This is a genomic window from Aeromonas sp. Y289-2, assembly GCF_027705925.1.
Lineage (GTDB): Bacteria > Pseudomonadota > Gammaproteobacteria > Enterobacterales > Aeromonadaceae > Aeromonas > Aeromonas veronii.
On record NZ_JAPDCH010000006.1, the window covers coordinates 105727 to 129988 of the forward strand.

A 24262-nucleotide genomic window follows, 5' to 3' on the forward strand; every position below is an offset into this window, starting at 1 on the left:
CTCATCATCAGGGCGGCCGTCTGTTATGGGGCCGAGGTTACTCCTCGATAAAAGTCCACTCATCCTTGACCCGGCTGATGGCATCAGTCCGCTTTTTGGCGAGCTGCGCCTTGATCTCTTCCCCTTTGAAACCGGCCGCCACTATTTCTTTCACCGGCACCGCCTGGGCGGCAGCCAGCGCTTCGGCCACATAGTCCGGCTCGGCGTAGACCCGCTCCTCGAAACTGGTACGGCCATGGAAGTCGGCGCGACAGGCATCCAGCAAGTGGGCAAAGCGCTCGGGGCGGCGCCAGGCATCCGCCTTGTCGAACACCTTGAGCAGGGTGGCGGGCTTGAGCTCAAAGGCGATATGGATGTGGGTGTGCAGATCGCTCACCAGCAGCGCCAGATCCCGGCACTCATTGGGTACCCGGAACCGCTCGCACAGAGCGCGAATAAGCGGCAGCCCTTTCTGGCCGTGACCGTGATGGCTTGGCCAGAACTCCTTGGGGGTCACTCCCTTGCCAAGGTCGTGGCAGAGGGCGGCAAAGCGGACGGTCAATTCCGGGGAGATCCGGCACGCCTGCTCCAGCACCATCAGGGTGTGGATGCCGGTGTCGATCTCCGGGTGCCACTTGGCCGGGGCGGGGACGCCGAACAGAGCGTCGATTTCGGGGAAGAGCGCCTTGAGGGCACCACACTGGCGCAGCACCTCGATAAAGATCTGCGGGGTTGGTCCCAGCAGCACCTTCTCTAGCTCCTTCCAGACTCGCTCTGGCGTGAGGTGGGCCAGCTCGCCAGCGGCCGTCATCTCGCTCATCAGGGCGAGGGTCTCCGGCGCTATGGTAAAGCCCTGAGCGTGGAAGCGGGCGGCGAAGCGGGCGACCCGCAAGATGCGCAATGGGTCTTCGGCAAAGGCGGGGGAGACGTGGCGCAGCAGCCGTTTTTCCAAATCCTCGATGCCACCGTAGGGATCGTGGAGCTGGCCCTGATCATCTTCGGCGATGGCGTTGATGGTGAGATCCCGGCGCAGCAGATCCTGTTCCAGCGTCACATCGGGGGCTGCGTGGCAGACAAAACCGGTGTAGCCCTGACCCTGTTTGCGTTCGGTACGGGCGAGGGCATACTCCTGCTGGGTTTTGGGGTGAAGAAACACGGGAAAGTCGCGGCCGACCTGGGTAAAACCCAGCGCCAGCATCTGTTCCACGGTGGCGCCGACCACCAGATGATCCCTGTCGCCCTGCGGCAACCCCAGCAGGCGATCCCGCACTGCGCCCCCAACCAGATAAGTCTGCAAACCGTCTCTCCCGTCATCAATCGTGGGGCCGAGTATATCGTCTTTGTTACCGCTTTGCTGCCTGGCCACCACCTGCCCGCAGCGTCAGTCAGCGCGGCTTTGACTTGGGCGTGACGAGGCCTTACGCTGCCGCACCAGACAGCTGGCGCTGTGCTGCGGGGTGACTGTATGCCCGCTCAGGCCAGATGAGCCGAAGGAACCGCAGAGTTCCCCTTATATCAACGACATGAGAACAACGTGAATCAATCAACCTTCGCAAGCCGGGTTCTGGAGTGGTACGAGCTTCATGGCCGCAAAACCCTGCCCTGGCAGCAGGAGAAGACCCCTTACCGGGTCTGGGTCTCGGAGATCATGCTGCAGCAGACCCAGGTCGCCACAGTCATCCCCTATTACCAGCGTTTTATGGCGCGCTTCCCCGATGTGGTGGCGCTGGCCGATGCCCCTGTCGACGAGGTGCTGCACCACTGGACCGGGCTTGGCTACTATGCCCGGGCCCGCAACCTGCACAAGGCGGCCCAGCAGATCCGCGATCACCACCACGGTCTCTTTCCCGAGCGCTTTGACGAGGTGATGGCGCTGCCAGGGATTGGCCGTTCAACCGCCGGGGCCGTGTTGTCGCTCTCTCTGGGTCAGCCCCACGCCATCCTTGATGGCAACGTGAAGCGGGTGCTCACCCGCTGGCTGGCGCTGCCGGGCTGGCCCGGCCAAAAACAGGTGGAGAACGAGCTGTGGGAGATCGCCATCCGGCTGACTCCCAAACTGGGCGTGGCGCAATACAATCAGGCGATGATGGATATCGGGGCGACGATCTGCACCCGCAGCAAGCCTGCCTGTGATCGCTGTCCGGTGCGGGCCGATTGCCAGGGGCTGTCGCAAGGCAAGCCCACCGCCTATCCCAACAGCAAGCCCAAGAAGAGCATTCCGGCTCGCGATGGCATCATGCTGCTGATCCGTCACGGCGATGAGCTGCTGCTGGAGAAGCGGCCGCCACAGGGGATCTGGGGCGGGCTCTACTGCTTCCCGCAAGTGGCCTCGCTGGCGGAGGTGGATGGTCTGCTGGCTTCCCTTGGCCTGAGCCATCACGGTTATCGGGAACTGGCCGGTTTTCGCCATACCTTCAGCCACTTCCATCTCGATATTCAGCCGTTGCTGATTGACATTGATGAGGCGCAGCCGCTGCGGCTCATGGAAGCAGATAACCGACTCTGGTATAACTTACGCCATCCTGCCGAGGTGGGGCTGGCGGCCGCCACGGCCCGTCTGCTCGCCTATCCAGAGTTACAACCATAGAGGTCAACATGAGCCGTACTGTATTTTGCCAACGCCTGAAAAAAGAGGGCCCGGGTCTGGATTTCCAACTCTATCCCGGTGAGCTCGGCAAGCGGATTTTTGACAACATCAGCAAGGAAGCCTGGGCCGAGTGGCAGAAGAAGCAGGTGATGCTGATCAACGAGAAAAAGCTCAACATGATGAATCTTGAGCATCGCCAGCTACTGGAAAAAGAGATGGTCAGCTACCTGTTTGATGCAGGTGAAGTGCAGATCGAAGGTTACACCCCGCCTGCCCAGTAAGCTCTCCGGCTGTTGTACGTGTGAACAGGTGCGGGAATGGCGCCACACTGGCGTGACCGCTCCTGAAGTCGCAGCAAATGAATGATGGGCAGCTCTGCTGCCCGGTTTGAGGATCCTATGGGCCGAATTTTTTGGCTGCTGTGCACCCTGCTGTTTCTCTCTGCCTGCTCATCTTCCCCCAAGCCCAGCGGGAGTGAGGATGACGATCTGGTCAACGGCAAGGACATCCGCGGTTTTGAACACATGATCAGCGCGCTCTCCCATAACGTGAACGAGATATGGGGGCGGGAGGCGCTGTTTGCGGGCAAGTTTGACTACGTCAAATACACGGATCAGTACAAGAGCCGGGCCCACATCGACTTCTCCAGCGGTCACATCATGGTGGAGACGGTCTCGGGCATAGATCCCCGCGCTCACCTGCGTCGCGCCATCATCGAGACCCTGCTGACGCCGGACGATCCGGCCGAAGTGGATCTTTACTCCGACCGGGAAATTCTGACCGGCGGCGAGCCCTTCCTCTACGGTCAGGTGCTGGACAATCAGCGCCAGCCAATCCGCGCCTCCTGGCGCGCCGAGCGGTATGCCGATTACCTGCTCAACACGGCGATGAAGAAGCGCACTCTGGGTATTCGCACCATCTTCTTCGTCGATATTCCCATGGTGGCCAACCATGAAGATCGACGGGGCTACAAGTATGCGGGGATCATCCGGGAAGCGTCGCGCAAATACGGCGTGCCGGAGAGCCTGATCTATGCGGTGATCAAGACCGAGAGCAGCTTCAACCCCTATGCGGTGAGCCATGCCAACGCTTATGGCCTGATGCAGGTGATCCCGGCTACCGCCGGTCGTGACGTCTATGTTCGGGTCAAGGGCAAGAACGGCCAGCCGACGCGGGAGGAGCTGTTCAACCCGGCCTACAACATCGATGTCGGTACCGCCTATCTGCACCTGTTGCAGACCGTCTATCTGGCGGATATTCAGGATCCGCGCTCCCGTCGCTATGCGGTGATCTCCGCCTATAACGGTGGCGCTGGCGGGGTGCTCAATACCTTCTCCAGCGATCGCAAGGCGGCGCCGGGCCGGATCAACCGGCTCTCCCCCGAGGCGGTCTATCAGGTGTTGACCGAGCAACATCCCAAAGAGGAGGCACGCCGTTACCTCTACAAGGTCAATCAGGCCGAGAAGGGGTTCAAGAGAGCCTTTGCCAGTCGGGCCGGTTAAGCGGTGACGCTGGGTTAACCATGCAAAAGGGCGCTTGATATCAAGCGCCCTTTTAACGTCTGGCCAGTTCGTCGTTGAAGTGGCCTTATTTGGCGATAAAGCCGCCCTTGGTCTGCGGGGCCGCGCCCACTTTCTCCAGGGTTTTCACTTCCACTTCGGTCTTGTTCCAGCTGTGGTCCACTTCACCACGGATGCGGATCTGATCATCCGGGCCCACTTCGGTGCCACGCCACACATCCTGATCCACTTCGACCTCCACTTCACCGCTGGCATCGCGGAACAGATAGTTCTCGCCGCCCAGGTGCTTGACCAGTTTCCCTTCCAGGGTGGCCCAGCTGTCATCGGCCAGATCTTTCAGTTGAGCAACGGAAACCTTGTTCTGCTCTTGCGGGCCGGTATAGGCCGCCATGGCAAAAGAGGAGACAGACATCAGGGTCAACAGTCCGATTACGCTTGCGCTTGCCTTGTTCATTTCATACTCCTGTCGTTGGTATGGGGGCATTGTGCCGGGGGGGGCGTGAAACAAGCGTGAAAGAAATAGGCTGGTGTGATTGTCTGTTTTGTGAGCGCAAGCGATTTCATCGGTGTCGGAACATGTGTGATTTCATCTGGAACTGTAATCTGTCGCCTTCACCAGAAGTCAGTGGCAGCAGACTCTTCCCATGCCTGTCGCCACTCGAGGAGAAGTCCGCAGGTCTCACCTGCTTAATCGAAGAGCATAACAATATGAAAAAATGGCTTGTTTGTTTATTGGGGTTAATGGCATTGACCGCGCAAGCGGCAGAGGGACGCCAACCTTTTTCCCGGGTCGTGATGTTTGGTGACAGCCTCTCCGACACCGGCAAGATGTACAAGAAGATGCGGGGGTATCTCCCCTCCAGCCCACCCTACTTCAACGGGCGTTTCAGCAACGGCCCGGTGTGGCTGGAGCAGTTGGGTGACGAGCGCTTCCCCGGTCTGGTCGTGGCCAACGAGGCGGAAGGCGGTGCAACGGCGGTGGCCTATAACCATCTGGGCGCCCTGAACGGCTGGCTCGGTTTCTGGTCCTGGGATCCCAAATATCAGGTGATCAACAACCTCGATTATGAGATCGATCAGTTCCTGAAAAAGGACAAGTTCCGCCCCGATGATCTGGTGGTGATCTGGGTCGGTGCCAACGACTATCTGGCCTATGGCTGGAACACCGAGCGGGATGCGGATAGGGTGATCGATACCATCCGGCTGGCATCCAACCGGTTGGTGCTCAACGGCGCGCAGCAGATCCTGCTGTTCAACATTCCTGATCTGGGGCAGACCCCGTCAGCCCGCAGCATGAAGGTGGTGGAGAAGGTGCGCCATGTGGCCAGCTACCACAACCAGAAGTTGCAGAACCTCACTCGAGAGCTGGCTCCCCTTGGCATCGTGAAGCTGTTCGAAGTGGACAAGCAGTTTGACGAGATGATGCGCGATCCCCAGCTGTTCGGGCTGAGTGACACAGAACACGCCTGCTACGGTGGTGGCTATACGTGGAAGCCGTTCTCCGGCAGCGCCGCCGAGGTGGCTGCGACCCCGGCTTTGAGTGTCTCCGAAAGAGTGGCTATTGCCGGTAACCCGATCCTGGCGCAGGCGGTGGTGAGCGGGCAGGCAAAAGGGCGAGCTGCGACTCTCAACTGCGATGAGCATATGTTCTGGGATCAGGTGCATCCGACCAAGACGGTGCACAAGGTACTGAGCCAGCGTGTTGCTGACTTTATCGATCAGCACTACGAGTTTGTTCGTCACTGATATCGCTTCGGGCCAGCATGTTGCTGGCCTTTTTTCCCTTTCAGCCCTCATCTGTGCGTCTTTTTGCGTCACATTCAGTTCAAATAACAAACGTTTGTTGCTGTTTTTGTAACGTGGTTGCGTTAGAGTGTTTTTTGTTAATTGATATCAGTGACTTGAAAATAGGCTAACGTTGATATGCTGCGATCGCTTTTGGGTGGTTGCACCTATAAGACGAGGTGATATCAATCAACCTCCTCCTACATAAAGTTGCAGAGGCTCAAACATGAAAAAATCATTGATTACCTTGCTGGTTACCGGCTTGCTGGCGGCCAATGCCCAGGCTGCCGGTCAAGACAACACCTGGTATGGCGGTGCCAAACTGGGCTGGTCCAACTTCTACGGCATTGATGAAAGCAATGCCCTGACCCTTGGCAATGAGACCAACGATGCCTTGGGAGCAGGCGTGTTTGGCGGTTATCAGATCAACAAGAATCTGGGACTGGAGCTGGGTTACGACTATCTGGGCAATTACAAATACGATGCCACTACGGCGGCAGGCGCTTTCAGTGATGAAGTAAAAGCACAGCTGGCTCAACTGACCCTGAAACTGGGCTTCCCGGTTACCGATAATCTGGATCTGTATGGTCGTGTCGGTGGCGGTTATGGCTGGGCTGACACCAAGAGCGATGTCTACAAAGATGACAGCCGCTTTGTCATGGTCGGAGCACTGGGTGCCGAGTATGCATTCAACCTCGACTGGGCTGCTCGCCTGGAGTATCAGTACACCACCCCGTATGGCAGCCGCGATGATACCGGTCTGAGAATGGATAACGGCCTGCTCTCGCTGGCAGCGGTTTATCGCTTTGGTCAGGTTGCCCCTGTGGCGCCCGCTCCGGCTCCGGAACCTGCTCCTGCACCTGTGATGGTTGAGAAGCAGTTCACCCTGAGCTCCGATGTGCTGTTTGACTTCAACAAGGCGACCCTTAAGCCAGAGGCCAGTCAGGCACTGGATAGCCTCTATAGCCAGATTGAAGAGGCGCGACCCAAAGATGGCGTGGCAACCGTAATTGGTCACACCGACCGTATCGGTTCCGATGCCTACAACCAGAAGCTTTCCGAACAGCGTGCCCAGACCGTTGCCAACTATCTGGTTGGTAAAGGGATCCCGGCCGCCAAGATCAATGTGGAAGGGCGTGGTAAATCCTCACCGGTTACCGGCGACAGCTGCGTCAGCAAGTCCAAGCGTGAGCTGATCGTCTGCCTGGCTCCGGATCGCCGTGTTGATGTGAAAGTCGAAGGTGTCAGCGAGGTGCAGGAGTAATCCTTCACACTGAGCAGAGTTCCACTGGGGCTGGAATGAACAGCCCCTGTCGGAGCAAGAGAGACCAAAAAGCCAGTCAGTTGATCTGACTGGCTTTTTACATTGGTATTGCGGTCGGGCAGGGGACAAATCAGGAAGGGAGTGGCATCACCCGGTTGCGCCCCAGCTCCTTGGCCTTGTAGAGCAGCTTGTCGGTACGTTCGACCAGACAGTCTGCACTCTCCTGACCGTTAAACTCACCCACGCCAAACGAGGCTGTGATGTGGTCGATGCGGCGGCCCGATTTGCGATCCAGAATCGACATCCGCTCGATGGCGCGGCGCATGCTCTCCGCCATCTGTCTGGCCAACGCCAGCGAGCGATGGGGGACCAGCATGGCGAACTCCTCCCCACCCAGCCGATAGGCGGTGACCCCCTCCTTGCAGGCATCGCGCAGCCGTTTGCTGAAGGCGCGCAGCACCTGATCGCCGAGCAGGTGCCCATATTCGTCGTTGAAGTTCTTGAAGCGATCGATATCGGCGAGGATCAGCGAGAAGGGGTGCTGGCTGCGGATCAACCCCTCCAGCTCCAGATCGAAGGCGCGGCGGTTGAGCAGGTTGGTGAGGGCATCCTCGTTGGCCAGCTTGCGCGTCTCGTTGAGCGCCGCCCGCAGCTCTTTGATCTCTTTCTCCGCATTGCTGAGCTGGTTGCGAAAGTGCATGGTGGACATGCGCACGTCCCGTGATTCGCGCACCAGCTCCCGCAGGATCCCCATGGTGTCTTCCAGGCTGAAGCCCTCGTCATCAATGCGGCTGAGCTTGTCAAAACTCTTGTCGAGCATCTCCTGAAACATGCCGGTATCGGAGATGGCGTCCTGCATGGAGTGGCCTAGCTCATTGGCCATGGCGGCGAGGCTCAGTTTCATCGCCTCCATCTGCTTCTCGTCCTGAGCGGCCAGATACTGGTGATAGAGGCGCTCGCAAGTGGTGAGCGAGCAGGTACCCTGCATTTTGACAGCCTGATCAATCGCTTGGTTGAGCTCGGGCATGCTGGCCGAGACATAGTTGTACCACAGGTGGTAATTATCCGGCGTCGTGGGGATCTGGTACTTGATCATCAAGGGAACCGCCTGTTTGAGATAGGCGGCGGATTGGGCAAATGTGTCCTTACTCATGAGTTCTGTGTCTCATCATGCCAGCGAACTGAAGATAGTATGACAGAGAGATTGGCCAAAAGGCAGCCGATGGATGCCATTCGCCCCCCCCTCCGATATAATGGCACCGTTACCACCTACCCTAAGGCCTGCTTATGTCTCAAAAAGATCCTTTCCTCGAACGCGAGGCCGAAAAATACGATAACCCCATCGCCAGTCGCGAGTTGATCCTGGAACTCATCAAGGGCCATGAAAAGCCCATGTCCCGTGAAGAGTTGGCCAAGGTCCTCAAGCTGAAAGATGAAGAGCCGTTGGAAGCCTTGCGTCGTCGTCTGCGCGCCATGGAGCGTGATGGACAACTGGTATTCACTCGCAACCAATGTTATGCCCTGCCGGATCGCCTGAATCTGGTCAAAGGTTATGTAATCGGCCACAAGGATGGCTTCGGTTTTCTGCGTCCGGAAGGTGGTGGTCCGGATCTGTATCTGAACAACCGAGAGATGCAACGCCTGATGCATGGCGATTACGTGCTGGTGCAGCCGACCGAGATTGACCGCAAGGGTCGTCAGGAAGCGCGTCTGGTGCGCCTGCTCAAGTCCCGTGAGGCAGACATTGTCGGCCGTTACTTCGTCGAGAATGGCGTTGGTTTCGTGGTGCCGGATGACAGCCGTATCGGCCAGGACATCATCATCCCGGCAGGGGAAAACAAAGGGGCTCGTCAGAGCCAGGTCGTGGTTGTGCGCATCAATCAGCGCGCCACCTCCCGCATCAATGCCGTCGGCACCGTACTGGAAGTGCTGGGCGAGAACATGGCGCCGGGCATGGAGATCGAAATTGCCCTGCGTACCCACGGTATCCCGCACACCTGGCCGGAAGAGGTGACCAAAGAGGTTGCCGGTCTCGGCGAGCAGGTGCCTGAGAAAGCCAAAGAGGGCCGCATCGACCTGCGCGCCCTGCCGCTGGTCACCATCGACGGGGAAGACGCCCGTGACTTCGATGACGCCGTCTTCTGTGAAGCCAAGCGTGGTGGCGGCTGGCGTCTGTGGGTTGCCATTGCGGATGTCTCCGCTTACGTGAAGCCCGGCACGGCGCTGGATGCCGAAGCGTATCAGCGCGGCAACTCCGTCTACTTCCCCGAATTCGTGGTGCCCATGCTGCCGGAGGTGCTCTCCAACGGTTTGTGTTCCCTAAACCCGCAAGTAGACCGCCTCTGCATGGTGTGCGAGATGACCATCTCCGCCGCTGGTCGCATGTCCGGCTACAAGTTCTACGAAGCGGTAATGAACTCTCACGCCCGTCTGACCTACACCAAGGTTGCCGCGATCCTCGATGGCGATCCCAAGCTGCGTCAGCAGTATGATCCGCTGGTTGGCCACATCGAAGAGCTGAACAACCTCTATAAGGCGCTCAAGCATGCCCGTCACCAGCGTGGCGCGGTGGAGTTCGAGAGCGAGGAGACCCGCTTCATCTTCAACGCCCAGCGCAAGATCGACCGCATCGTGCCGCTGGTGCGCAACGACGCCCACAAGATCATCGAAGAGTGCATGATCCAGGCGAACGTGGCTGCTGCTCGTTATATCGAGAAGAACGAAGCCTTTGCCCTGTTCCGGGTACACGATCGTCCTGGTGAAGAGCGTCTGACCGGTTTCCGTGACTTCCTGGCCGAACTGGGTCTGGAGCTCAAGGGCGGTCTCGAGCCCGAGCCGAAAGACTTTGCCGAGTTGGCCGCCAAGTTTGAAGGTCGCCCGGATGCGGAGCTGCTCTCCACCATGTTGCTGCGCTCCATGCGTCAGGCCATCTATCAGGCTGACAACATCGGTCACTTCGGTCTGGCGTTGAAGTCCTACGCGCACTTCACCTCGCCGATCCGTCGCTACCCAGACCTGATCCTGCACCGGGCGATCAAGTATCAGACCGCCAAGGAGCAACAGGGCAACCTGCGCCACAAGTGGACCCCGAGCGGTGGTTATCACTACCAGCTGGAAGAAGTGGACCCGATGGGCGAGCACTGCTCCATGACCGAGCGCCGTGCCGACGATGCCACTCGCGACGTGGCCGACTGGCTCAAGTGCGAGTACATGCTGGATCACGTGGGTGACGAGTTTGACGGCGTTATCGCCAGCGTCACCGGCTTTGGCTTCTTCGTGCGTCTGGCGGAGATCCACATCGATGGTCTGGTGCACGTCAGCACCCTCACCAACGACTACTACCAGTTTGATCCCCTGCACATGCAGCTGATCGGCGAGAACTTCCGCCGTCGCTACCGTCTGGGTGACAAGGTGCGGGTCAAGGTGATGGGCGTGAACCTGGACGATCGCAAGATCGACTTCGTGATGGTGGAAGAGCCGCTCAAGGCCACCGGCAAGAACGCCAAAGAGATGGCGCGCAAGCAGGCCGAGATAAAGAAAGAGAAGGCCAAGAGCGCCCAACGCCACGAAAAACGTAAAGAGGGCAAGGATCACGGCAAATCCGACAAGGGTGGCCGCGCCAAACCGAGCAACAGACGACCGAGCAAAAAGGCTCGCGATAAGGCCAAGAGCACTAAATGAGTACTGAACTGATCTACGGCATTCACGCTGTCACCGCGCTGCTGGAGCGCACCCCGGAGCGCTTCATCGAAGTGTGGGCCCTCAAGGGGCGGGATGACGACCGGCTGCAACCCCTGCTGGTCGAGCTGGAGTCCCTCGGCTTGCGCGTGCAGAGCGTGAACCGCAAGACCCTTGATGACAAAGCGGAAGGCAACAATCACCAGGGCATCATGGCCCGGGTGAAAGAGGCGCCGAAGCTCGCCGAGCACGATCTGGCCAGCCTGCTGGACGAGTTGGCGGCACAACAGAGCCAGCCCTTCCTGCTGGTGCTGGATGGCGTGACCGATCCGCACAACCTCGGCGCCTGCCTGCGCAGCGCCGATGCCGCCGGGGTCCATGCGGTGATCGTGCCGCGGGACAAGGCCACCGGCCTGACCCCGATCGTGCGCAAGGTTGCCTGTGGCGCCGCCGAAGTGGTGCCGCTTATTCAGGTCACCAACCTGGCACGCACCCTGCGCGAGCTGCAGGAGCGCGGCGTCTGGATCGTCGGCACCGCTGGCGAGGCCGATCACGACCTCTATCAGGCCAAACTGACCGGCCCGATGGCGCTGGTGATGGGTGCCGAAGGCAAGGGCATGCGTCGTCTGACCCGCGAGCACTGCGACGAGCTGGTGAGCATCCCGATGGCGGGGGCGGTATCCAGCCTCAACGTTTCGGTGGCAACCGGCGTCTGCCTGTTTGAAGCCGTGCGTCAGCGTCGCGGTTAATCATGCTGACTGACAGACCCCCCTTCGATTGGGCGCAGGTCGCAGATAAAGAGGAGGCCGCGCGCCTCCTCTCTTTTGCCCGCCCGCTGACCCTCAGTCCGAAAAGCTGCCTCTGGCACGCCGGTGACAGCCCGGAGCTGCTGGTCAGGGTGGAGCAGGGGCTGCTGCGGGCCAAGCTGGTGCTGGCGGATGGCCGCGAGTACATCAAGGAGTTCTACTGGGAGGGGGACGAGTTTCTCGACTTCCACCACCTGCTTAGTGGCGAGCCAGCCCGCTACAGCGTGGAGGCGCTGGAGTCTTGCCGTCTGCAGCTGTTCAGTCTGGCTGACCTGCGCCAGCTGCCCGGCTGGCCGCGCTGGTACCAGCACCTGTTAGAGGTGCAGTTGCGCATCAAGGAGGAGAAGGAGCTGTTGCTGCTGACCGGCAGCCCGCAGGCGCGCTATCAGCACTTTCTCGACAGCTTTCCCGCGCTTGATGCCAGAGTGCCAGACCACCAGATTGCCGCCTATCTTGGCATTACTCCCATCAGTCTTAGTCGCATTCGCAAGCGGTTGAAAGCGCTGAACAAGGAGTAGTGTCGCCGATGCTCCATGAGGAACTGTGTGGCCACCAGATTTCAGGCCTTTTATACAGTCCGTCTCGGCATCACGCCAGCCAGTCAGCCTGAGCCGCATTCGCAAACGGCTGAAAGAACTTAACAAAGGTTAATGCAGGGCGCAGGCGCCACGATTATGCTGGCAGGCCGAACTGATAAGGAGTTGCCGATGAACTGGATCCTGAAACCCTGGTCTGAACTGACCACAGACGAGTTGTATGAGTTGCTGGCGCTGCGGGCCGAGGTGTTCGTGGTGGAGCAGACCTGCCCCTTTCAGGATCTGGACGGGCTCGATCGCCGCGACGGGGTCTGGCACCTGCTCGGCTATCAGGGCGAGCTGCTGGCCGCCTATGCGCGGATCATGGCGCCCGGCATCGGCGATGAGAGCGGTGCCGCCATCGGTCGGGTGGTGACCTCACCCAAGGCGCGTGGCGGTGGTCTCGGTCATAAGCTGATCGGCGAGGCGGTCAAGGCGTGTGAGGCGCGCTGGCCGACCCACAGCATCTGGCTGGGGGCGCAGGCCCATCTGCAAGGCTTCTACAGCCAACACGGTTTTGTGGCGGAAGGGGAAGGCTATCTCGAAGATGATATCCCCCATATGGGGATGCGCAGAGTGGTGGCATAACCACTCGTCAGAGTGATTCAGAATGCAGAAGGGCCATCCCGCGGGATGGCCCTTCTCTTTATCGCCAGGCGATCACTTCTTCTTTTTCTTCTTGGCGGACTTCTTCTTGTCGATCGGCTTTTTCTTCTTCACCGGTACCCGCGCTTCTTTGTGTTTCGGGCGCAGCTCGTCGATCACCCGGCGCTTGAGGCGCTCCTCGGTGTAGCGTTCGATTTTGGCGACCATCGCCATGTCGTGGGCTTCTACCAGACTAATGGCACAGCCACGGTTGCCGGCGCGGCCGGTACGGCCAATCCGGTGGACGTAGACATCGGCGCCGTAGGGCATGTCGTAGTTGATGACATGGCTGACGTTCGGCAGGTCGATACCGCGTGCGGCGACGTCGGTGGCGATCAGGAAGGGCACTTCCCCTTCGTGGAACTTGCGGATCGACTCGATACGCTTGCTCTGCTCCATCTCGCCACGGATCCAGGCGCAGGAGATACCTGCAGCCTGCAGCTGGCCGGAGAGCTCCGCCAGACGCTCGCGAGTCTTGACGAAGATGATGGCTTTCTGGGTTTCCGGATCTTTCAGGATATGGGTCAGCAGCGCCAGCTTGTGGGCGGCGTCATCAGCCAGATGGATCCACTGGGTGATGGGGCGACGTTCGCTGCGGGGCGGCTCGGCGTGCAGCTCCACCGGATCCTTGAGGATCTCGTTGGCGAACTTCTCGAGGCCGGCCCCTTCCAGGGTGGCGGAGAAGAGCATGGTGTGCTTGCGGTAGCGCGCCTCTGCCACGATGCGGTTCACATCCTTGATAAAGCCCATGTCCAGCATGCGGTCCGCTTCATCCAGCACCAGCACTTCGATGTCGTGGCTCTCGAACTCCTCTTTCTCGATGTACTCGAGCAGACGGCCCGGGGTGGCCACCACGATGTCGGTGGTCTTGGTCAGAGCAGGCAACTGCTCTTCATGGCTGACGCCGCCGATGATGGTCTCGATGCTGAGGTTGGTGTGGGCCGCCAGCGCCTTGGCGTGGGCAGTGACCTGTAGCGCCAGTTCGCGGGTCGGGGTCAGGATCAGCATGCGGCAGGGGCCCGGCTTGCGGCGCGGGAAGTCCAGCAGGTGCTGGAGTGCCGGCAGCAGGAAGGAGGCAGTCTTGCCGGTACCGGTCGGAGCGGATGCCAGAATATCGCGGCCGTCCAGGGCTGGCTCCAGCACCATCTGCTGGATGGTGGTGGGGCGGGTGAATCCCATCTCGGCCAAGGCCCGGTTGAGGGCGGGGTGCAGGTCGAAATCATCAAAGGACTGGCTCATGGCAATACTCGGTCATTAAGGAAACGGCAGATTATAGGCGATTATCTCGTCGGCTCCTATTGGTGAGTGTGTCTTAGCCGCTATAATCGCCCACCATTTTTGCAGATGACGGGGGCCAGATGGGACGTAGTCGCGGATTTACCTTCAAACAGTTCCATATCAATCACGATCGCTGCGCCATGAAGGTAGGCACCGATGGCATTTTGCTCGGTGCCTGGGCGCCGGTCGAACAGGCGCGTCGAGTGCTCGATATCGGCACCGGCAGCGGCCTGATCGCCCTGATGCTGGCCCAGCGCAGCAGATCTGACTGCCGTCTTGATGCGGTCGAGCTGGATATTAATGCGGCCAGCCAGGCGCGGGAGAATGCGGCGTCCTCTCCCTGGGCCGATCGGGTGACCGTCATAGAGAGTGCCATTCAGGATTATCAGGCCGCCCCTTACGATCTTGTCGTCTCCAACCCTCCCTATTTCGTCGCAGGCCAGTCATTTAGCGATCCGGCGAGGGCGTTGGCCCGCCATACCGGCGCCCTCGACAGCCACGCATTACTGGCGGCCTGCAATCGTTTGCTGAGCCCGAACGGGCAGGTGGCGCTGGTGCTGCCGACGGCGATGTCCGATGAAATTTTATGCATTTCGGCGAATTATGATCTGCATGGCATTTGTTATACAGCTGTTATCACCAGAGATGGTAAAGAGGCAAATCGTGTTTTATTGCTACTTGGCAGAGGATTAAACAGGTGTGAGAGGGGTGAAATTGTGATCCATTCTGCTGATGGGGCCTATTCCGACAGATATATCCAACTGACCAACCCCTTCTATTTGAAGATGTAAATTTCGTCTTGAACTATTTTTTCACGCCATTATGCTGGTTCCAGATCGAGCGCCCGCTCCAGACCAGCTAAAACCACTGGTTGCGATGAAAAAACATGCGGGGCTCTTTTTTTATACCCCCTGAACACACCCGGTCAGCGACCGATAAAAACTATAACAAGCAATAATTTACAAGACAGACGAGGTTGAACTTGACGAAATCACTCACATTGTCCGATGTACTCGGATTAGGGTTTATGACCTTCGCCTTCTACTTGGGCGCCGGTAACATCATTTTCCCGCCGTTGGCCGGTTACATGGCTGGTGAGCACCTCTCCCTGGCGATGTTTGGCTTCCTGGTCACTGCCGTGGGTCTCCCTCTGGTAACCATTCTGGCCGTGGCGAAAGCCGGTAACGGTTGGGCTGGCATGACCAAACTGCTGCCTGCCGGTGTCGCGACTGCGCTGGCCGTTGCCATCTATATCATCATCGGCCCGGCCTTTGCCGCGCCCCGTACCGGTCTGGTTGCCTACGAAATGGGCCTCAAGCCGTTCATCGGTGATATGGGGCAGGCGGGTCTGGCGGCCTATACCGTGATCTTCTTTGGTGTGGCCATTCTGGTCTCCATGAACCAGGGCAAGCTGATGGACGCCATCGGCAAATACCTGACTCCGGTACTGATGCTGCTGCTGCTGACTCTGGCGGTCGGGGTATTCGTAGCGCCGCAAGGCTCCATGCCTGACGCGTCCGGTGACTATCAGAACAGCCCCTTCGTGAAAGGGATCCTGGAAGGCTACAACACCATGGACACCCTGGCGTCCCTGATGTTTGGCGCCCTGATCGTCGATCTGCTGCGCCAGAAAGGCATCAACGATTACAAGAGCCAGTTCAAGTATCTGGCCATTGCCGGCCTTATCTCTGCCGTTGGTCTGAGCGTGGTGTACGTCTCCCTGTTCCAGCTGGGCAACACTGCGGCCGGTGTGGCGACCGATGTCAGTAACGGTGGCGCCATCGTCAACGCTTACGTACTGAGCCTGTTTGGTCAGCCGGGTCAGTTCATTCTGGCGGCCATCATCACTCTGGCGTGCTTCACCACTGCCGTGGGCCTGATCTCTGCCTGTTCCGATTTCTTCCACAATCTGACCGGCATGGCTTACAAGAAGCTGGTGGTGTTGCTGGGCGTTATCTGTGCCGTGGTGGCCAACGTGGGTCTGAGCCAGCTGATCAGCCTCTCCATTCCGGTGCTGGTTGCCATCTATCCCGTTGCCGTGGCGCTGGTACTGGTCACCTTCCTGAAGGGTTATTTCGGCCGTCCCCGTCTGGTGTTCCGTGGCGTGTTGATGGTTGCCTTCCTGTTCGGGTGCCTGGATGGTCTGGGTGCTGCCGGTATGAAGATGGATGCGTTTGCCTTCCTGCCGCTGTTCGACAAGGGCCTCGCTTGGCTGATGCCGACCCTGCTGGCCTGCGTAGTTGGCGTGATGGTGCGTCCGACCGAGATGGCTGCCGAAGCTGCCTGATCACACCCGATGTGATATTGCCAAGAGCCTGCCCCGTGCAGGCTCTTTTGTTTTCTGTGAGCCTCGTTTCTCGCCTCGCTTTACACTGCCGTAATTGTCACCGTATGCAGATAGCATCTGACAGCCGTATCTTGCCGCTATAACTCGTTCCCCTCTTCTTGCCTCCCATACGCCACGTGTGACACCTGTTTATGGAGCGCCGAGTTGTTCGGCGATTAATTCCGCAGCAGTAAATTGTTTCAAGATATTAATTGGTGATTGAGATCGAACTCCTCTTCTTTATGCTAAAGGTGGTGCGCCTCATCCGGTCCGCGGGCCGTGTGGGGGCGAGAGGTATTGTTACCGGTTATCTGCCAGGCAGTGGGTGCAATCAATAACAAGCTGATAAGGCAGATGAGGTTGAGTTTGACGAAATCATTGAAGTTGTCCGACGTATTCGGATTGGGGTTTATGACGTTTGCCTTCTATCTGGGGGCTGGCAATATTATTTTTCCGCCGCTGGCCGGTTTTATGGCTGGTGAGCATCTGCTGGCCGCCATGTGCGGTTTTTTGCTGACGGCGGTGGGCTTGCCGCTGATCACCCTGATTGCGGTGGCCAAGGGGAGTTCGGGGGGCGGCGCGAGTGGCTGGACCGGAATGACCCGCTATCTGCCCGCCGGGGGGGCGACGGCGCTGGCCATCGCCATCTATATCATCATGGGACCCGCCTTTGCCATTCCCCGCACCGGTCTGGTCGCCTACGAGATGGGGCTCAAGCCCTGGCTTGGCGATACCGGTCATGCGGGGCTGCTGATCTACACCCTGAGTTTCTTTGCGCTGGTGATCCTGGTGGCGCTCGATCGGGGCAAGCTGCTCGATGCGGTCGGCAAGTATCTGACCCCAGCCCTGATGGCGATGCTGCTTATTCTGGCGGTCGGGGTCTTTATGACGCCGCAGGGCACCATGCCTGATGCCAGCGGTGAGTACATAGATGCAGCCCTGACCAAAGGAATGCTGGAGGGGTACAACACCATGGATACCCTGGCCTCCCTGATGTTTGGTGCCCTGATCATAGGTCTGCTGCGTCAGAAGGGGATCGAGGATTATCGCAGTCAGTTCAAATATCTGACCATTGCAGGCTTGATCTCGGCGGTCGGGTTGTCGGCGGTGTATGTCTCGCTCTTTCAGCTGGGCAACAGCGCCGGTGGGGTGGCAAGCGATATCAGCAATGGTGGGGCCATCGTCAATGCTTACGTCCAGAGTCTGTTTGGCCAACCGGGTCAGTTTATTCTGGCTGCCATCATCACCCTGGCCTGTTTTACCAGTGCGGTCGGCCTGCTCTGTGCCGGTGCCGACTACTTCCATGGCCTTACAGGTTGGGCCTATCGCAACTGGGTCATGCTGCTGGGGGCGCTCTGTGCACTGGTGGCCAATGTGGGGCTGAGCGAGCTGATCGGCCTCTCGATTCCGGTGCTGGTGGCCATCTATCCGGTTGCCATCGCGCAGGTGTTGGTGACCTTCCTCAAGGGATGGTTTGCCCAGCCACGGCTGGCGTTTCGCGGCGTGCTGACGGTCGCCTTTCTGTTTGGTTGCCTCGATGGGCTGGGGGCTGCCGGGATGGCGATGGACGGCTTTGCCTTCCTACCGCTGTTCGACAAGGGGCTTGCCTGGCTGCTGCCGACTCTGCTGGCCTGCATCGTCGGCATCCTGGTGCGACCAAGCGGGAAGTTGGCTGCTGAAGCGGCTTGATTCAGGAACAACGAGATAGCAAAGAGGCCAGCATCAGCTGGCCTCTTCTGTTTCTGCCGGATCCGTTACCGGATCAGATTTGCGGGCCTTTTGGCTTGGGTTTGCCCTCCAGACCATACCAGTGGGTTTCTACCCGTCCGGCATGCCACTCGAAGGTGCCCCAGGGCTGCTTGGCTTCCCAGCGCGGGAAGTTGATGAGCACCCGGTTATCTTCGTACTTGTAGAGGGAGGTGCTGATCTGAATGTCCGACAGGATCAACAGCAGGGCCCAGCAGATGAAAATCCATTTCAATGCTTTCCACATAGGGTTACTCGAAGCAAATTTCGATAGTGGCGCGACCGAAATCGGATTCGAACGGCATCATGATCTTGGTGCCATCGGCACGGTGGGTAATGGTGTGGTTGGGGCCGGAGACGATGATGGGGGTCGCCATGTCAAACTCGTAGCCCTTCTCGCCCAGCATCCGCTTGGCACCGCCGGTCACCATGTTGGTGATTTCACCGACCATGTCGGTCACCTCTTCGTTGATGGAGGCGGGAGCTTCCCCCAGCATGCGGCGCATGATCTCCAGTGCCAGCCCCTTCTCGAAGCTGATGGAGAGGGAGCCACGGGTCTGCGGGCCGACCATGCCGATCAGGCCGGAGACGTCGCCGCGCGCCAGCTCATCCATCTTGCGTTTCGGTTTGCCCGGTTTGAGTTCCAGCTGTGCCATGGTCGAGAGCACATTGAGCAGGGATAGCAGGAACGGATTTACAAAATCAGCCTTCATGATGACTTCCTACAGTGGGCGTACAACGGGCACATTGGCCATGTGCCTCTATCGTCTTATTGGTAATAGTAAAACCATGCAAGTGGGCCTGCTCGGAAAACGCGCTATCGATCGCCGGATCGTGAAGCTCGACCACATCCCCGCACTCGTCGCAGATCAGCAACTGCATCGGGTGAGCGTGATCGAAGTGGCAGCAGAAGATAAACGCGTTGAGAGATTCCACCTTGTGAGCAAAGCCCTGTTCGAGCAAAAAATCGAGTGCCCGATAGACGGTTGGCGGCTTGGCATTGGCTTCGGTTTGTTGCAGCTGGGCCAACAAATCATAGGCGCTGATGGCGTTGCCGTGTGCCGCCAGCAGGCGAAATACCTGACGTCGGGTCGGGGTGAAGCGGATCCCTCGCTGTATACAGAGTCGCTCGGCTCGTTGTAAAAGTTGGTCTTGATTCATGATCGCGCAGATACCCTTTCTATTAGCCGGATACTATCACAGGGCCTCGCATGGCGCGGCGACAAAATTCATTTTCTGGGGCTGCTTCACGTTGTGATAAAATCCGCCCCTTTCTTTAGCCAACCCGGATGATTTTTATGCAGGCGCAGCGTTTTTCCATTGCCCCCATGCTGGACTGGACTGATCGGCATTGCCGTTACTTTCATCGACTGATGAGCCGCCAGACCTTGCTCTATACCGAAATGGTGACCACCGGCGCCATCATCCATGGCAAGGGGGATTATCTGGGTTACAGCGAGCAGGAGCACCCCATCTCCCTGCAACTGGGTGGCAGCAATCCGGCCGATCTGGCGCGCTGTGCCAAGCTGGCCGAGGAGCGCGGCTATGACGAGGTGAACATCAACGTCGGTTGCCCCTCCGATCGGGTGCAGAACGGCCGCTTTGGCGCCTGCTTGATGGGTGAACCGGCGCTGGTGGCAGACTGCGTCAAGGCGATGCGCGATGTGGTCGATATTCCGGTGACGGTGAAGACCCGTATCGGTATCGACGATCAGGACTCTTACGAGTTTTTGCAGGCTTTCATCGAACAGGTGCGCGATGCCGGTTGCGACACCTTTATCGTCCATGCCCGCAAGGCGTGGCTGAGCGGCCTGAGTCCCAAGGAGAACCGCGAGATCCCGCCCCTCGATTATCCCCGCGTCTATCGGGTCAAGCAGGATTACCCGGATCTCACCATCGCCCTCAACGGCGGTGTCACCTCCATGGAGCAGACTCTGGAGCACCTGCAACACGTCGATGGCGTCATGATGGGGCGTGAAGCCTATCAGAACCCCTACATTCTGGCGCAGGTGGACAATCTGGTGTTCGGTCAGAACAACGCTGTGCCGAGCCGCCACGAGGTGGTGCGGATGATGCTGCCCTATATCGAGCAGGAGCTGGCCAAGGGCAACTACCTCTCCCACATGACCCGCCATATGTTGGGGCTGTTCCAGAACATGCAGGGGGCCCGCGCCTGGCGTCGTCACCTGAGCGAGAACGCCTGCAAACCGGGAGCGGATATTCAGGTGGTGCTGGATGCCATGGCCAAGGTGCCGGAGTTTGCCGCCAGCGAGACGGCCGAATAAGCCAGTTGTGCCAAGGCAAGAGCAGCCAAAAAGCGCGTCAGTTGACGCGCTTTTTTGATCTCTGTCGCTTCAATGTCTGAACTGGTTGATCAGCCGCGAGAGGTCCTGCAGCCGCTCTACCAGCAGGGTGATGCCATCGAGGGCCAGCCTACTGTTGTCGGCGGTGTGGCTGGCCAGCTGGTGGATCTGGTGCACCCCTTCATCGAGGGTCGCCGTGACGTCGGCCTGCTGACTTACCGCCTGGGCGATTTCGTCGCTGGTGCGGGTTACCAGCCCCAGCATCCGGTTGATCTGGGTGAGCACGTCGGCGGTGGTGCCCGCGTGCTGCTGGCAGCGCACCGAGGTCTGCGCCCCTTGCGTCATCCCGTCCGACAGCTGTCGTGTAGTCTGTTGCAGCGCCTGGATCATCTCGTGGATCTCGCTGGTCGAGGCGCGAGTCTTCTGGGCCAGCGCCCTCACTTCATCCGCCACCACGGCAAAGCCGCGCCCCTGTTCGCCCGCCCGGGCGGCCTCGATGGCCGCATTGAGGGCGAGCAGGTTGGTCTGGTCGGCGATTTGACTGATCACCTCCAGAATACCGCTGATCTTCTGGCTGTCGCTGGTGAGCTGGGCCAGCACTGCGTGGTTGGCATCCAGCTCCTGATGGAGTTGGTTGACGGCGGAGCGGGTGGTCGCCAATGCTTGCAGCCCCTCGTCGGAGACCTGCTGTACCTCTATGACCAGATTGCTCGCCTCATGGGCACTGTGGGCCACATCGCGAATGGAGTGGCTCAGCTCGGTGATGGCGGTCGCCAGCTGCTCGCTGTGGGCGCGCTGCTGCTGTAGGTGGGTATCGATGGTCTGGATATTGCCCCGGTCATCTTCGGCTGCCTGCAGGATCTGCTGGTTGGTGTCGGCACTGCGCCCGACCACGGCCTTGAGCTCGGCCTGCTTCATCCGCAGGGCCAGCTCGACGGCCGCCAGGGTGTCGTGCCGTCGGGTGTAGAGCACCTGACAGAGGTGGGTTCCCTTGTCTTGATCGGCAAGGGTGAGCAGATGAGCCAGCCGTTGCTGCAATCGCCAGCCGTGGATTGCCTGTGCCAACAGCAACAAGGCGGTGGGCAGCAGCCATAACAGGTTGCCGGTAGCAAAGGTAGCAAGGGTGGTGAACAAGGCAGAAACGGAGAGCCAGAGGGTCAGCTGACCCGGTTCAAAGTGAAAGCGGCTCAGCCAGGGAAGCGCCTTGCCGCTGCGCAACAGGCCATAGAGCTGCTCGGCCCAGGCCACATCGCTGGCGGCGGGTTTGGTGCGCACCGACTGGAACTCGACGATCTCCTTCTGCGCATTGAGGATCGGGGTGACGTAAGCGTTTACCCAATAGAACTGACCGCTTTTGGCGCGGTTCTTGACCAGCCCCATCCAGCTTTTGCCCTGTCGCAGCCGCTGCCACATGTCGGCGAAGGCCGCCTTGGGCATGTCGGGGTGTCGCACCAGATTGTGGGGTACTCCTTCCATTTCGGTCGCACCGTACCCGGCCACATCACAGAAGTGCTGGTTGGCATAGGTAATATGACTGGCGGGATCCGTGGTCGAGATGAGTGCGATGTTGTCGGGGAAGTGTATCTCCCCCTCCTGATGGAGTTTGGTCATGTGTCGTTCCTGAAAAAGCCAAATAACTGATAACTATGTTTTTATTGTCGTTCTCAGTTAATCATTCTAAGGCTCTTCAGTGCCCCGAACTTGGCTTGGGTCAATTAATCAACACAATGAATTGATGAAGTGAGGGTCAGCTGGCCGGTGTGAAATCGTGAACTTCACCCTTTCTTGGGGCGAGGCGAGGATCATCATCTTTGTACTCATGTACAAGCTGCATGGTTTTGCAGAAGCTGGCCTGCTTGTCGTACTCCTGACGAGCCAACTCGATGGCCCGTTCGGCCCGGCGCCGCTCCATCTTGTCAGACTTGCGATCGCTGAACTGTTGCTGCTGATGCAGCATCCAGCCGACAAACTCTTGCTGGCATTGGGATTCGCTACTGGCCTGCGCAGGCAGGGTCCACAACAACGAGAGCAGTATCAAATAACGCATGTCTGACTGGGTATTGAAGATTAATTGAACAGAAGGGGCGGCATTTTAGGCTGGAAATCGGGATGTGAACAGTATCAATAGCGAGGCCCCGCAGGGTCTCGCATCGTTGTGGCCGGTCTCAGTGTTTGACGAGGTAGAGTTGGCGGCTGTAGGCCACATCTTCCGGGTTGTTGATGGGGTAGCCCTTGAGCCATGGCTTGATGAGGCGGGCATTGGTGTACTGGTAGATGGGGGCGATGGGGGCTTGATCCAGCAGGATCGCCTCCGCCTCGCTAAACAGCTTGCTGCGGCTGGCGGCATCCTGGGTGCTGGCCGCCTCTGCCAGCAGCTGGTCATAACGGGCATTGGCAAAGCCAGCCATATTGCCACTGTGACGAGAGCCCCACAGGCCGAGGAACGCTGACGGGTCGTTGTAATCGGCGACCCAGGAGGAGCGGATCACCTCGAACTGCCCGCTTTGGCGGCTGTCGAGATAGGTTTTCCACTCCTGATTGGTCAGCTCGACCTCTGCGCCCAGCTTCTGTTTCCACATGCTGGCAATCGCCAGCGCCATCTTCTTGTGAATTTCCGCGGTGTTGTAGAGCAGGGTCAGCTTGAGCGGCTTGTCCGGGCCGTAACCGGCCTCCTTGAGCAGGGACTTGGCCTTGCTGTCCAGCGCCGGCTGGCTGCCGGTGGAGAGCAGGTTGGCGGCCGGGGTGAAACTGGCGGTCACATCCGGAGTGAAGTGATAAGCAGGTTTCTCGCCGGTACCGAGCACCTTGTCGGCGATCAGGGCGCGGTCGATGGTGTAGGAGAGCGCCTTGCGCACCCGCACATCGTTCAGTGGTGCCTGACGGGTATTGAAGGCGTAGTAGTAGGTACCGAGCTGATCCGGGGTGTAGACCTCATTCGGGATCTGCTGCTTCAGCTTGTCGTACTGCTCCTTGGGGAAGGATTCTGTGATATGCAGGTCGCCCGACAGATAGCGGTTGGTGGCCGCGCTCTCCTGATTGATAGGCATGAAGATCACCTTGGTCAATACGGTATGGGCCCGATCCCAGTAATAAGGGTTGGGGGTCAGCTCCAGCTTCTCGTTGACCACCCGGTTGTTCAGCACAAAGGCACCGTTGCCCACCAGTTTGCCGGGGTGGGTCCACAGGTTGCCGTACTGCTCGATGCTGGCTTGATGGAGCGGCGACAGGCTGGGGTGGCTCAGCAGGTTCAGGAAGTAGGGCACCGGCTGGGAGAGGGTCACCTGCAGGGTGTGATCATCGAGGGCCTTGACCCCCAGCTCGCTGACAGGCAATTTGCCAGCGACTATCTCGTCCACCTTGTCGAAACGGGCCAGTTGGGCAAACCAGGCGAAGGTGGCCGCCTCTTTCGGGTCGACCAGCTTGCGCCAGCCGTAGACGAAGTCGCCGGCCTTGACCGGATCGCCGTTGGACCAGCGCGCATCCGGGCGCAGATGGAAGGTAAAGAACTGGTTGCCCTTGTTTTCCCAGCTGGCCGCCACCCCGGCAACCGGTTTGCCATCCGGCCCCTGGGTCAGCAGCCCCTCGAACAGATCCCGCAGTACCTGCAACTCCGGCAGGCCGACCAGCTTGAGCGGGCTCAGGCTCGCAGGTTCATCCTTGAGGTGGCGAACGACAATCTGTTCGGCGGCGAGTTGTGTTCCGGCGGGAATATCGGCAGCCTGGACAGCAGCACAGCCCAGCAGGGCCAGCAAGGGGGTCCATCCTTTCAT

Annotated in this window: 23 protein-coding genes; 13 read left to right on the plus strand and 10 right to left on the minus strand. The window is 59.2% G+C overall.

Translation table 11 applies throughout. The annotated features are described in order from the left end of the window. Window positions 1-37: 37 nt before the first annotated feature. Window positions 38-1276, minus strand: coding sequence for a multifunctional CCA addition/repair protein (locus OKC43_RS11180; protein ID WP_236272599.1), 1239 nt, complete (start codon window positions 1274-1276; stop codon window positions 38-40). 237 nt (window positions 1277-1513) lie between these two features. Between OKC43_RS11180 and mutY the strand changes: the two genes are divergently transcribed. From mutY to mltC, 3 genes are all read left to right on the plus strand, one after another. Then, complete coding sequence (gene mutY / locus OKC43_RS11185; protein ID WP_042052456.1) at window positions 1514-2566, plus strand: A/G-specific adenine glycosylase; 1053 nt, start codon at window positions 1514-1516, stop codon at window positions 2564-2566. 8 nt (window positions 2567-2574) lie between these two features. Continuing rightward, window positions 2575-2847: an oxidative damage protection protein gene (locus OKC43_RS11190; protein WP_005335828.1), complete on the plus strand. Its 273-nt coding sequence runs from the start codon at window positions 2575-2577 to the stop codon at window positions 2845-2847. Window positions 2848-2964: 117 nt separating this feature from the next. Beyond that, window positions 2965-4068 (plus strand): membrane-bound lytic murein transglycosylase MltC, encoded by a 1104-nt coding sequence (gene mltC / locus OKC43_RS11195; protein ID WP_005354839.1) that lies wholly within the window; start codon window positions 2965-2967, stop codon window positions 4066-4068. Window positions 4069-4153: 85 nt separating this feature from the next. On the opposite strand, the gene OKC43_RS11200 is transcribed toward mltC, so the two are convergent. Continuing rightward, a complete protein-coding gene (locus OKC43_RS11200; RefSeq protein WP_005335826.1) occupies window positions 4154-4540 on the minus strand; it encodes a YgiW/YdeI family stress tolerance OB fold protein in 387 nt (128 codons plus the stop codon). 254 nt (window positions 4541-4794) lie between these two features. Between OKC43_RS11200 and OKC43_RS11205 the strand changes: the two genes are divergently transcribed. Then, the gene (locus OKC43_RS11205) at window positions 4795-5832 is read left to right on the plus strand and encodes an SGNH/GDSL hydrolase family protein (RefSeq protein WP_047434505.1); all 1038 of its coding nucleotides are present in this window, start codon (window positions 4795-4797) and stop codon (window positions 5830-5832) included. A gap of 265 nt (window positions 5833-6097) precedes the next feature. Continuing rightward, complete coding sequence (ompA, locus tag OKC43_RS11210; RefSeq protein WP_005335824.1) at window positions 6098-7135, plus strand: porin OmpA; 1038 nt, start codon at window positions 6098-6100, stop codon at window positions 7133-7135. 130 nt (window positions 7136-7265) lie between these two features. Here the strand turns inward: ompA and OKC43_RS11215 are convergent, their stop codons facing one another. Next, on the minus strand, window positions 7266-8288 hold the full coding sequence (locus OKC43_RS11215; RefSeq protein WP_019445736.1) for a GGDEF domain-containing protein: 1023 nt from the start codon (window positions 8286-8288) through the stop codon (window positions 7266-7268). A 134-nt stretch (window positions 8289-8422) separates the two neighbouring features. Between OKC43_RS11215 and rnr the strand changes: the two genes are divergently transcribed. The 4 genes from rnr (at window position 8423) to OKC43_RS11235 (ending at window position 12782) form a co-directional block, all read left to right on the plus strand. Beyond that, a complete protein-coding gene (gene rnr, locus OKC43_RS11220; RefSeq protein ID WP_236272600.1) occupies window positions 8423-10816 on the plus strand; it encodes a ribonuclease R in 2394 nt (797 codons plus the stop codon). Beyond that, window positions 10813-11562, plus strand: coding sequence for a 23S rRNA (guanosine(2251)-2'-O)-methyltransferase RlmB (gene rlmB, locus OKC43_RS11225; protein ID WP_236272601.1), 750 nt, complete (start codon window positions 10813-10815; stop codon window positions 11560-11562). The genes rnr and rlmB overlap by 4 nt, the downstream gene beginning before the upstream one ends. A 2-nt stretch (window positions 11563-11564) precedes the next feature. Continuing rightward, complete coding sequence (locus OKC43_RS11230) at window positions 11565-12137, plus strand: Crp/Fnr family transcriptional regulator (protein ID WP_236272602.1); 573 nt, start codon at window positions 11565-11567, stop codon at window positions 12135-12137. A gap of 189 nt (window positions 12138-12326) precedes the next feature. After that, entirely contained in the window at window positions 12327-12782 is a 456-nt protein-coding gene (locus OKC43_RS11235; protein WP_236272603.1) for a GNAT family N-acetyltransferase, read from the plus strand. A gap of 72 nt (window positions 12783-12854) precedes the next feature. Here the strand turns inward: OKC43_RS11235 and srmB are convergent, their stop codons facing one another. Beyond that, window positions 12855-14078 (minus strand): ATP-dependent RNA helicase SrmB, encoded by a 1224-nt coding sequence (gene srmB / locus OKC43_RS11240; RefSeq protein WP_236272604.1) that lies wholly within the window; start codon window positions 14076-14078, stop codon window positions 12855-12857. A gap of 119 nt (window positions 14079-14197) precedes the next feature. Here srmB and OKC43_RS11245 point away from each other — a divergent pair, with 119 nt between their 5' ends. The 3 genes from OKC43_RS11245 (at window position 14198) to brnQ (OKC43_RS11255) (ending at window position 18132) form a co-directional block, all read left to right on the plus strand. Continuing rightward, window positions 14198-14908: a tRNA1(Val) (adenine(37)-N6)-methyltransferase gene (locus OKC43_RS11245; RefSeq protein WP_236272605.1), complete on the plus strand. Its 711-nt coding sequence runs from the start codon at window positions 14198-14200 to the stop codon at window positions 14906-14908. A 191-nt stretch (window positions 14909-15099) separates the two neighbouring features. After that, on the plus strand, window positions 15100-16404 hold the full coding sequence (brnQ, locus tag OKC43_RS11250; RefSeq protein WP_041236099.1) for a branched-chain amino acid transport system II carrier protein: 1305 nt from the start codon (window positions 15100-15102) through the stop codon (window positions 16402-16404). 450 nt (window positions 16405-16854) lie between these two features. After that, complete coding sequence (brnQ, locus tag OKC43_RS11255; protein WP_236272619.1) at window positions 16855-18132, plus strand: branched-chain amino acid transport system II carrier protein; 1278 nt, start codon at window positions 16855-16857, stop codon at window positions 18130-18132. 73 nt (window positions 18133-18205) lie between these two features. On the opposite strand, the gene OKC43_RS11260 is transcribed toward brnQ (OKC43_RS11255), so the two are convergent. Genes OKC43_RS11260 through zur form a run of 3 tightly spaced genes read right to left on the minus strand, consistent with a single transcriptional unit; the run spans window position 18206 to window position 19350 of the window. Beyond that, window positions 18206-18436 carry a hypothetical protein gene (locus tag OKC43_RS11260; protein ID WP_005335809.1) on the minus strand — a complete coding sequence of 77 codons (231 nt, stop codon included), beginning with the start codon at window positions 18434-18436 and terminating at the stop codon, window positions 18206-18208. 4 nt (window positions 18437-18440) lie between these two features. Then, window positions 18441-18902, minus strand: coding sequence for a chemotaxis protein CheX (locus OKC43_RS11265; RefSeq protein ID WP_005343179.1), 462 nt, complete (start codon window positions 18900-18902; stop codon window positions 18441-18443). After that, window positions 18892-19350: a zinc uptake transcriptional repressor Zur gene (zur, locus tag OKC43_RS11270; protein WP_236272606.1), complete on the minus strand. Its 459-nt coding sequence runs from the start codon at window positions 19348-19350 to the stop codon at window positions 18892-18894. The genes OKC43_RS11265 and zur overlap by 11 nt, the downstream gene beginning before the upstream one ends. Window positions 19351-19487: 137 nt before the next feature. On the opposite strand from zur, the gene dusA reads away from it, so the two are divergent. Beyond that, a complete protein-coding gene (dusA, locus tag OKC43_RS11275) occupies window positions 19488-20474 on the plus strand; it encodes a tRNA dihydrouridine(20/20a) synthase DusA (protein ID WP_064335427.1) in 987 nt (328 codons plus the stop codon). Between the two features lie 69 nt (window positions 20475-20543). On the opposite strand, the gene OKC43_RS11280 is transcribed toward dusA, so the two are convergent. The 3 genes from OKC43_RS11280 to OKC43_RS11290 all read right to left on the minus strand — a co-directional run bounded on the left by OKC43_RS11280 (window position 20544) and on the right by OKC43_RS11290 (window position 24262). Further along, on the minus strand, window positions 20544-22103 hold the full coding sequence (locus OKC43_RS11280; RefSeq protein ID WP_236272607.1) for a methyl-accepting chemotaxis protein: 1560 nt from the start codon (window positions 22101-22103) through the stop codon (window positions 20544-20546). A gap of 136 nt (window positions 22104-22239) precedes the next feature. Beyond that, window positions 22240-22539 carry a hypothetical protein gene (locus tag OKC43_RS11285; protein WP_139743104.1) on the minus strand — a complete coding sequence of 100 codons (300 nt, stop codon included), beginning with the start codon at window positions 22537-22539 and terminating at the stop codon, window positions 22240-22242. Between the two features lie 118 nt (window positions 22540-22657). Next, window positions 22658-24262, minus strand: a complete 1605-nt coding sequence (locus OKC43_RS11290; protein WP_236272608.1) for a peptide ABC transporter substrate-binding protein — start codon at window positions 24260-24262, stop codon at window positions 22658-22660.